The sequence below is a fragment of the Paracoccus sp. J39 genome (assembly GCF_000518925.1).
Classification (GTDB): domain Bacteria; phylum Pseudomonadota; class Alphaproteobacteria; order Rhodobacterales; family Rhodobacteraceae; genus Paracoccus.
In genome coordinates this window covers 45,657-55,501 of record NZ_JAEN01000019.1, presented here as the reverse complement: position 1 = coordinate 55,501, position 9,845 = coordinate 45,657, and the positions used below count along the sequence as shown (strand labels likewise).

The following is a 9,845-nucleotide window of genomic DNA, read 5'->3' as shown; positions in this document are numbered from 1 at the left end:
CGCCATGATCGACCGCGACTCCCGCTATGCCAAATCCGCCGTCCTGCACCTGACCGATGCGCAGGGGCGCGACATCGCCTATCTGGACCGCCGCATCATCCCCGACGCGCCGCGCATCGCCGCGCGCATCGCGGTCGCGGATGGCGACCGGCTGGACCTGGTGGCGCATCGCGCCTATGGCGACGCGCGCCAGTCCTGGCGGGTGATGGACGCCAATCCCGACCCCGAGCCGCTGGCCCTGGCCGACATCCCCGGCCGCCGCCTGAACCTGACCCAGCCGGGGGAGGCGTGACATGCTGCAGGAACTGATCGGGGTCCGCCTGACGCTGCTGGCCGGAACGGGCCTGCCCCGGCCGCTGCCGGCCGAGCTGATGGAGCGCTTCGTCTCGGCCGAGGTGGCGATCTCGGACCGCGAGGTCTCGGGCTTCGAGCTGGTTTTCGACGCCATCCGCGCCCCGGCGCTGGCGGGGGTGTTCCCGATCATGGCCGAGCCGGCGCTGAAGGCGGGCGCGCGTATCGTGCTGACGGCGGTGATGGGCCTGATGCCGGTGGTGCTGATCGACGGCATCGTCGAGACGGCCGAGTTCAAGCCGGCGCAATCGGCCGGCCCGGCGCGGCTGCAGCTGCGCGGCAAGGACCTGAGCTTCGTCATGGACCGCGAGGAGCGCGAGACCACCCACCCCGCCCAGGGCCCGGGCGAGATCGCCAGCATGATCCTGCTGCGCTACATGCAATATGGCATCGTGCCGATGGTCATCCCGCCGATGACGGTGGACCGGCCGAACCCGACCGAGCGGGTGCCGATGCAGCGCGGCACCGATTTCGCCTATCTCAAGGACCTGGCGGCGGCGCATGACCGCATCTTCACCATCATCCCCGGCCCGGTGCCGCTGACCTCGACCGGCTATTGGGGGCCGCCGCCGCGCATCGGCCTGCCGCAGCGCGCCATCACCGCCGACATGGGGCCGGACAGCAACGTCTCGGGGCTGAGCTTCGAGAACGCGGCGGGCGAGGCGGCCGAGGTCCAGGGCCAGGTGCAGGACCCGGCCACCGGCCAGACCATGCCGGTGCGCTCGACCATGGCGCTGCGGCCGCCGCTGGCCGCGCAGCCCTCGATCTCCAATCGCGCCACGGTCCGGACCAACCTGTTCCAGACCGGCGGCGCGCCATCCGCCGCGCAGGCCATGGGCGAGGCGCAGGCGCAATCCGACGCCACCACCGACACGGTCAAGGTGACGGGCGATCTGGATACCGCGCGCTATGGCGCGATCCTGTCGCCGCGCGGGCTGGTCGGGCTGCGCGGCGCGGGGCTGGACAATGACGGGCTTTATTACGTGCAAAGCGTGATTCACAAGATCTCGCGCGGCGCGTGGACGCAATCCTTCACCCTGAACCGGGAGGGCACGGGAACCACCGTGCCCATGGTGCTGCCATGAACGAACAGACGACGCGCGCCGGCTATTTCGGCAAGTATCGCGGCACGGTGTCGAACAACACCGACCCGCTGCAAAAGGGCCGGCTGCAGGTGCAGGTGCCGGCCGTCTACGGCACCAACACGCTGAACTGGGCCATGCCCTCGGTGCCCTTCGCCGGCTCGGGCGTCGGCTTCTACCTGATCCCGCCGGTGGGCGCCAATATCTGGGTCGAGTTCGAGGGCGGCAATATCGACGCCCCCATCTGGTCCGGCTGCTTCTGGGGCGAGGGCGAATGCCCCGGCCAGACGCCGATGGTCAAGATCATCAAGACCCAGGCCGCCACGATCACCCTGGACGAGGTGAATTCCTCGGCCCCGCTGGTGATCGAGACCACCGCCGGCAACCGCATCACCATCACTGCGCAGGGCATCACGCTGGAAAGCTCGGGCGGCGCCAAGGTCGAGCTTTCGGGGCCCAAGGTCACGGTGAACTCGGGCGCATTGGAGGTGACGTGATGACCAACCTTCTGCACATGGGCGCGACGATCCTGTGCCCGCATGGCGGACAGGCGCAGCCCGGCTCCAGCTCGACCCGCGTGCAGCTGGGCGGCCAGCCGGCGGTGACGGTGGCGCATATGATGACCATTGCGGGCTGCTCGTTCTCGACGCCGGACGGGCCGAAGCCCTGCACGCAGGTGCAATGGACCACGCCCGCGACCCGCGTGACGATCGAGGGCAGCCCGGCGCTGCTGTCTTCCTCGGGCGGCATCTGCATCGGCGCGGCCGGGCCCGCCGGCCCACCGCAGGTCGTGGCGCAGCAGGTCAGGGTGACAGGACAATGACCGATCTTTCCGCCCCCTTCCGCATCGACGGCACCGGCCGTACCGCCACCACCGGCGACGCCCGCCGCCATGCCCGCGACCTGATCGAGGCGGTCTTGTTCACCGCCCCGGGCGAGCGGGTGAACCGGCCCGATTTCGGCTCGGGCCTGCTTGAGATGCTGTTCGACACCAACAACCAGGCGCTGGAGACCGCCGCCGATTTCCTGATCCAGTCGGCGATCCAGAAACACCTGTCCGAGATCCTGACCGTCTCGGAACTGCGCCTGCGCCGCGACGAGGGGCTGCTGGAGATCACCCTCTCCTATGTCCTGCGCGACACCGGCGAGACGGTCAGCGACACCTTCACGCGCGAGGTCTAGGCCATGGCACGCTCGGAAAGCTTCCTGGACGAAAGGCGCGAAAGGCTCGCCGCTTCGGCCGCGCGGGTGAACGGCATCGCCGGGATCGAGGTCGATGCCGGCGACATGACCCGGCTGGTGCTGCGCTTCGTCCATCCGCTGCCCGGCCAGCCGAACGGACGGCCGACCGCGCCGGCGCTGCGGCCCTCGGACCTGCTGGTCGAGGGCGGCGACCGCATCCGCGGCGTCAGTGTCATCAGTGCCGAGGCGTCGGGGCGCGAGCTGCGGCTGCGGGTGAACCGGGCGGGCGATTTCTCGACCTACCGGCTGCGCATCCGCGACGGGCTGCCGGGCTGGGACCCGATCCTGCGCGAGATCCGCTTCGCCTTCCGGCTGCATTGCGACACCGGCGATTGCGCCGCGCCGCCCCCCGCCCCCGAGCGGCCGGCCGAGCCGCCGCAGATCGATTACCTGGCGCGCGACTACGACAGTTATCGCCGGCTGATGCTGGACCGCATGGCGGTCAGCGTGCCGGACTGGACCGAGCGCAACCCGGCCGACCTGGGCGTGGCGCTGGTCGAATGGCTGGCCTTTATCGGCGACGCGCTCAGCTACCGGCTGGACCATGTCGGCACCGAATACGCGCTGCAGACGGCGCGGCTGCGGGTCTCGGCCGCGCGCCATGCCCGGCTGGTCGGCTACCGGATGCATAACGGCGCCAGTGCGCGGGTGCTGGCGCAACTGCGGCTGGCGCCGGGGGTGACGGATTTCACCCTGCCCGACCAGGGCGTGGCCTTCCTGACCCGCTCGGACAGCGACGGCGAGGCGGTGATCCCGCTGGCCGCAGCGCAGGCGGCGGTCGAGACCGGCGCCGTGGCCTTCGAGCCGCTGGCGCCCGCCGCCCTGCGCGCCGCCCATCACCGCATCGCCCTGCATCACTGGGGCGATGCCCAGGCGGTGCTGGCGCGGGGCGCCACCTTCTGCGACCTGCGCGACCCGGACCAGGCGCTGCAGCTGGCCGAGGGCGACCTGCTGGTGCTGGTGCAGAACCGCGACCCGGTGACGCGGCGGCTGTCCGACGCCGATCCCGGCGCGCGTCAGGCGGTGCGGCTGACCGCCCCGCCCGAGATGCTGGCCGATCCGCTGGAACTGCTGCCGCCCCCCGGCGGCGGTGCCGCACAGCCGCTGCGGGTCTGGCGCATTCGCTGGGGGCCCGCGGACGCGCTGCGCTTCGACCTGGACCACGGCGCAACCGAAGGCGAGCCGATGGCGCTGGCGCTTGGCAATATCGTGCTGGCCGATCACGGCCTGACCCTGCCGGACCCGGCGACCGACCAGCCGCTGGCCGAGCCGCTGGGCCTTGCCCCCGACCTGACCGACCCCGAAGAGCCGCCCGCCCCCGGCCAGCCCGACGAGCCGAAGCCGCTGGCGGCGCTGGACCGGCCGCGGCCCTTCCATCCGCGCCTTGCCCGCCGCGACCTGAGCTTCGCGGTGCCGCCGGACGGCGGCGCGGCCCCGGCGGCCGAGCTGCTGCGGGTCGATCCGGCACGGGCGGTGGCGCAGATCACCCTGCGCTCGACGCACGAGAGCGACCGCTGGTTGCCGGTGCCGGACCTGCTGGGCCAGCCCCCCGATGCGCTGGTCTTCGTCCCCGAGGTCGAGGCCGACGGCACCACCCGGCTGCGCTTCGGCCAGCCGCAGGGCGCCTCGCCCAGCCTGAACGGCAAGACGCCGCGGCCCGGCGACGGCTTCACCGCCAGCTATCGCGTCGGCCATGGCCGCGCAGGCAATATCGGCGCCGGGGCGCTGGCGCGGGTCGCGGCCTCGGGCGCGGTGGCGGCCAATGTCGCGGGCGTGACAAACCCGCTGCCCGCCGCCGGCGGCGCGGAACGCGAGACCGTGGCGGAAGTGCGTCAGCGCGCGCCGGTCGGCTTCCACCTGCAAAGGCGGGCGGTGACGCTGGCCGATTACGAGGCGCTGCTGGACGCCCATCCCGAGGTGCAGCGCGCCACCGCCCGCAAGCGCTGGCTGGGCGGCTGGCCGGCGATCTTCCTGACCGTGGACCGGGTGGCGGGCCTGCCGGTGGATCAGCCCTTCCGGCAGATGCTGCTCGACTATCTCGAGCCCTACCGGATGATGGGCCACGACCTGACCGTGGACGCGCCGATCCTGGTGCCGCTGACCATCGCCATCCGCGCCTGCGCCGAAGCCGACGCCTTTGCCGACAAGGTGGCCGAGGCGCTGGCCGCGCGTTTTTCCGCCGGGCTGGCCGAGGACGGGCGGCCGGGCTTCTTCCATCCCGACAACGTGACCTTCGGCAGCCGCATCTATCTGAGCCATATCTACCGCGCCGGGCTCGATGTGCCGGGGGTGGCCGACCTGCGCGTCACCGCCTTCGGCCGCTCGGGCCAGCCCGATGCCAGCGCCGAGGGCGTGCTGGATTTCGGCCCGCGCGAGATCCCGGTGCTGTCGAACGACCCGAACCGCCCCGGCGAGGGACGGCTGACCATCGAGACGAGGGGGGGCAGATGAGCAGCGTCAAACCCACGCCGGAACCGATCGCCAACCGCGCCGGCCTGCCGGCGCTGCGCGCCCGCGCCGGCAGGCATCCGACCTTCCTGGCCGCGCTGCGCCGCGGGCTGGCGGACGGCAACCGCCCCGGCCTGTCCGAGCTGCGCAGCCGCGACCGGGACGACCTCACCCTGGGCCTGCTGGACGCCTGGGCGGCCACGCTGGACACGCTGACCTTCTATGCCGAGCGGCAGGCGAACGAGGCCTATCTGCGCACCGCGACCCGGCGCGAAAGCGTCCGCGCCCATGCCAGGCTGATCGGCTACGAGCTTGCCCCGGCCAAGGCGGCCTCGTGCCATCTGGTCTTCGAGGCCGAGCCCCATGACGCGCCCGAGGCGGTGCTGGACTATCCGCCGGGCCTGCAGGTGCGCTCGATCCCGCGCGACGGCGAGCTGCCGCAGCTGTTCGAGACCGTCGAGCCGCTGCTGGCGCGCGCCGAATGGAACGCCATGCGGCCGCTGATGGCCTGGCCGCAGGTCCTGGCCGCGGGCGCCGAGGAGATCCAGCTGGCGCCGGACGCGCCGCGCCTGGCGCTTGGCGATCCGCTGCTGCTGATGCAGGGCGAGGTGCCGGTGGCCACCGGGTCGGGCGATCAGGCCGGGTTCCTGCGCCGGGTCTCGGGCCTGCGCGACGGCATCGGCGGGCGGCGCATCCTGGCGCTGCGCAGCGATCCCGCCAGCCAGCCGCCCTACAGCTTCCAGCCGATCCTGCAGGCCATCTGGATGCCGGGGCTGGCCTTCTCGACCAGCAGCATGGTGGCGCTGCTGGCCGGGCACAGCTGGTCGGTGGCGACGCTGGCCAGCGCCAGCAATTTCCACAGCCTGACCCCGCGCGAGATGCGGCAGGCGGTGCAGGCCTCGGATTTCCGGGCCGAAGGGCCGATCCGCCCGGCAATGCTGCGCATCCGCGCCGGGTTCTTCGGCAATACCGCCGCGGTCAAGCTGCTGCCGGCGAATTCCGGGATCGGCGCGCCGGGGGCGGTCACCGCCACCGCAGGCCAGGTGGGCGACACGCCGCCGGGCAACCGCGCCTATCTCTATCTCGACCGCGATTATCCCGAGATCACCACCGGCCAGGGCCTGCTAATCCGCAATGCCGCGAACGAGGCCTGGCTGCGCATCCATGCCGCCGAGACCCAGGGCGTCGAGGCCTACGGCCTTGCGGCCAAGGTCACGCGGCTGGAGGTCGACGACAAGGGGCTGGCGCCGGACGGCGCGCTGATCGCGCTGTCGGGCTTCACCACCCGCGGCAGCATTGCCCATGCCCTGCCCGAGCCGCTGCCGCTGGCCGACCTGCCGATCACCGATCCGGTCGGGCAGGCCGCGGGCGCGCTCGGCGCCGATCAGGTCGAGATCGCGACGCCCGAGCTGCAGCTGATGCCCGGCAAGGTGCTGGCCATCACCGGCGAGCGCGCCGATCTGGCCGGCGTCGCGGCGGCCGAGATCCGGGTGCTGGCGCAGAACCTGATCGTCGGGGACCATTCGCTGCTGACCTTTACCCAGCCGCTGGCGCATCGCTATGTCCGCGCCACGGTGCGCCTCTCGGCCAATGTGGCGCTGGCCACGCATGGCGAGACGGTGGCCGAGATGCTGGGCGACGGCGACGCCACCCGGACCTTCCAGCGCTTCAAGCTGAAATCCGGGCCGCTGACCCATGTCTCGGCCCGCAACGCGCGCGGCATGGTCCCGGCGATCGAGGTGCGGGTCAACCGCATCCGCTGGGACCTGGTGGAGGATTTCCGCGCCGCCGGGCCGCAGGACCGGGTCTGGCTGCTGCGCATCGAGGAGGACGGCAGCGCCTATGTCGTTTTCGGCGATGGGCTGCGCGGCGCCCGCCTGCCCACCGGACAGGGCAATGTCGAAGCGGTCTATCGGCGCGGTGCCGGGCTGTCCGGCCATCTGGAGGCCGGGCAGCTGGCGCTGCTGGCGACCAAGCCCGCCGGGCTGAAGGCGGTGACGAACCCCCTGCCCCCCGCCGGCGGCGCCGATGCCGAGCGGCTGGAGGATGCGCGCCGCAACGCGCCCATGGGCGTCCTGACGCTGGGCCGCGCCGTGTCCTTGCGGGATTACGAGGATTTCGCCCGCAGCTTCGCCGCCGTGGCCAAGGCGCGGGCCGACTGGACCTTCGACGGCTTCGCCCGCCCGATCCTGGTCACTGTCGCCGGACAGGGCGGCGCCATCCTGCCCGAGGCCGGCGACGACATGCAGAACCTGCGCGCCGCGCTGCTGGCGGCGGGCGAATCCGACCTGCGCGTCGGCCTGCGCAATTATCGCCCGGTCGGCTTCGGCCTAGCGGCGCGGCTCTTCGCCGATCCCGGCCACATGCCCGAGGACGTGATCGAGGCCGCGCGCCGGACGGTGCTGGCGGCGTTTTCCTTCGACGCGCGCGAGCTGGGGCAAGGCGTCAGCCAGGCCCAGGTCATCGCCGCGCTGCAATCGGCGCCGGGCGTGGTCGGGGTCGATCTGGACGCGCTCTATACCGGCGACACACCGCAATTGCGCCCGCGCCTGACCGCCGCGCTCGGCCGGCCCGACCTTGCCGGAGCGCTGCCGGTCGCGGCGGAACTGCTGACGTTGGATCCCACCCGGCTGCATCTGGAGGTGGCGGCATGAAACTGACGACCGAGGACATCTTCGCCCTGCTGCCCGCCTATATGCGGCTGCGCGACGCGGCCGAGGGCGCGGCGGTCAAGGGCCGGCTCGACCCGACCGACGTGCGCGAGGCGCAGGATTTCGGCCCGCTGCGCACGCTTGCCTCGCTGATCGCGCGCGAGGCGCAGGTGATGGACGAGCAGATCGCCCGGCTTTACGACGATGCCTTCATCGAGACCTGCGCGCCCTGGGTGGTGCCCTATCTGGGCGATCTGCTGGGCGTGCGGGGCCTGGGCGAAATCCCCGAGGGGCTGGACCTGCGCGCCCGCGTCGCCGATGCGCTGGCCCTGCGCGCACGCAAGGGCACGCTGCGGGCGCTGGAACACGCGGCCTCGGAAAGCGCCAACCTGCCGGTGCTGGCGGTGGAATACGGCCGCAAGCTGGTGCATGCGCAATCGATGCGCCTGACGCATCCCGCCATGGGCGCGGCGGTGGATTTCCGCGACAAGCCAGGGCTGGCGCGGATCGGCGCGGCCTATGAGCGCGCCTCGCGCGGGGTTGAGGTCCGGCGCATCGACACGCGTGGCGGGCGCTGGAACCTGGGCAATGTCGGGCTGCATGTCTTGCGGCTGCGGCCCTGGCCGATCAGCAACCATCAGCTCAACCCGGTGGTGGCGGGCCGGCGCGCCTTCCGCTTCCATCCGCTGGGCTGCGACGCGCAGCTTTTCGACCGCGCCCAGGCCCGGCCGCCCATCGAGCAGCCGATGCGCGAATCCGCCCTGCCGATCCCGATCAGCCGCGCGCTGATGGCCGAGGATCCCGGCCGCTTCTATGGCGAGGGCCGGGCGATCCGGGTCTTCGTCGGCAATGCCGAGGTGCCGCTGGCCGAGATCCGCGCCGCCCATCTGGGCGACCGCGCCGGCGGCGGCACCGAGCCGTGGAACCGCGCCCCCCTGCCCGACCGCACCCTGATCGATCCGGAACTGGGCCGGCTGGTGGTCGGCGCGAACCGCCCCGGCCCGGTGCGTGTGACCTGCCGTTTCGCCCGCCCCTATGAGATCGGCGGCGGCGAACATGACCGATCGGCCTCGATCGGCTCGGTCGAGGATGCGGTGGCGATCCCGCCCTCGGTGGTCATCGCCACCCGCATCGCCGAGAACGGCAGCATTGGCACCTTCCTGCTGGAACAGAGCACGCATTACCGCTCGGGCGGCAGCATCGCAGTGCCGGATGGCGGCGTGCTGCGGCTGATCGCCGCCGAGGGACGCTTCCCGACCCTGCGGCTTTCCGCGCCCCTCACCATCACCCTGGGCCGCGCTGCGCGGGTCGAGCTGAACGGCCTGCGGATGCATGGCGGCATGCTGCGCATCCGCGGCAATGCCAATGCGCCCGGCACGCTGGTCCTGCGCGACTGCACGCTGGTGCCGGGGCTGGGGCTAGACCGGCTGGGCAACCCGGTCTCGCCCGGCGAGGTCTCGCTGCTGATCGAGGCGACGGGCATGGCGCTGAGCTGCGAGCGGGTGGTGACCGGTCCGGTGCGGCTGGCCTCGGATGTCGAGGCGGGCTTCGCCGATTGCATCATCGACGCCGGCAGCGGCGCGGCTCGGGCGGTCTTCGCGGCGCCGAACGCGCTGCGCCACGTCCTCAGCCTGACCCGCTGCACGCTGCGCGGCCGGGTCGAGACCGACGGCTTCACCGGCGGCCTGACCGCCGAGGAAGAGACCGCCGAGGGTCTGCCCGCCACCACCGACACGCTGTTTCTGGGCAGCGCCCCGGCGGTGACGGCAGCGCCTCGGCAGGTCGGCTGCATCCGCTTTTCGCTGGTTCCCGAGGGGTCGCTGGTGCCGCGGCTTTATCGCTGCATCCGCGGCCCGGCCCCGGTCTTCGCCAGCCTGCGCTATGCGGATCCCGGCTATTTCCTGCTGGCCCCCGGCACGCCCGACGCATTGCGCCGCGGGGCCGAGAATGGCGGCGAGATCGGCGCCTATAACCGCGCCGCCCTGACCGTCCGCGACGACAACATCGCCCGCAGCATCGAGGATTTCCTGCGCTTCGGCCATGCCGCGGGGATCTTCCATGAAAGCTGACG

Annotated in this window: 8 protein-coding genes; all 8 read left to right on the top strand. The window is 72.4% G+C overall.

What is annotated here, in order from left to right:
* Positions 1-4: 4 nt before the first annotated feature.
* From L632_RS22915 to L632_RS24420, 8 genes are read left to right on the top strand one after another with little or no spacing between them, the layout of a single operon-like run.
* Positions 5-292: a tail protein X gene (locus L632_RS22915; protein WP_051416282.1), complete on the top strand. Its 288-nt coding sequence runs from the start codon at positions 5-7 to the stop codon at positions 290-292.
* 1 nt (position 293) lies between these two features.
* Entirely contained in the window at positions 294-1,436 is a 1,143-nt protein-coding gene (locus L632_RS0116435) for a hypothetical protein (RefSeq protein WP_028713685.1), read from the top strand.
* A complete protein-coding gene (locus L632_RS0116430) occupies positions 1,433-1,930 on the top strand; it encodes a phage baseplate assembly protein V (RefSeq protein ID WP_028713684.1) in 498 nt (165 codons plus the stop codon). The genes L632_RS0116435 and L632_RS0116430 overlap by 4 nt, the downstream gene beginning before the upstream one ends.
* Positions 1,930-2,256 carry a hypothetical protein gene (locus L632_RS0116425; RefSeq protein WP_036698593.1) on the top strand — a complete coding sequence of 109 codons (327 nt, stop codon included), beginning with the start codon at positions 1,930-1,932 and terminating at the stop codon, positions 2,254-2,256. The genes L632_RS0116430 and L632_RS0116425 overlap by 1 nt, the downstream gene beginning before the upstream one ends.
* Positions 2,253-2,615 (top strand): GPW/gp25 family protein, encoded by a 363-nt coding sequence (locus L632_RS0116420; protein WP_028713682.1) that lies wholly within the window; start codon positions 2,253-2,255, stop codon positions 2,613-2,615. The genes L632_RS0116425 and L632_RS0116420 overlap by 4 nt, the downstream gene beginning before the upstream one ends.
* Positions 2,616-2,618: 3 nt before the next feature.
* Complete coding sequence (locus L632_RS0116415) at positions 2,619-5,126, top strand: putative baseplate assembly protein (protein WP_028717145.1); 2,508 nt, start codon at positions 2,619-2,621, stop codon at positions 5,124-5,126.
* The gene (locus L632_RS22910; protein WP_036698590.1) at positions 5,123-7,777 is read left to right on the top strand and encodes a putative baseplate assembly protein; all 2,655 of its coding nucleotides are present in this window, start codon (positions 5,123-5,125) and stop codon (positions 7,775-7,777) included. Before L632_RS0116415 ends, L632_RS22910 begins: the two co-directional genes overlap by 4 nt.
* A complete protein-coding gene (locus L632_RS24420; protein ID WP_028717144.1) occupies positions 7,774-9,843 on the top strand; it encodes a hypothetical protein in 2,070 nt (689 codons plus the stop codon). Before L632_RS22910 ends, L632_RS24420 begins: the two co-directional genes overlap by 4 nt.
* Positions 9,844-9,845 lie beyond the last annotated feature (2 nt).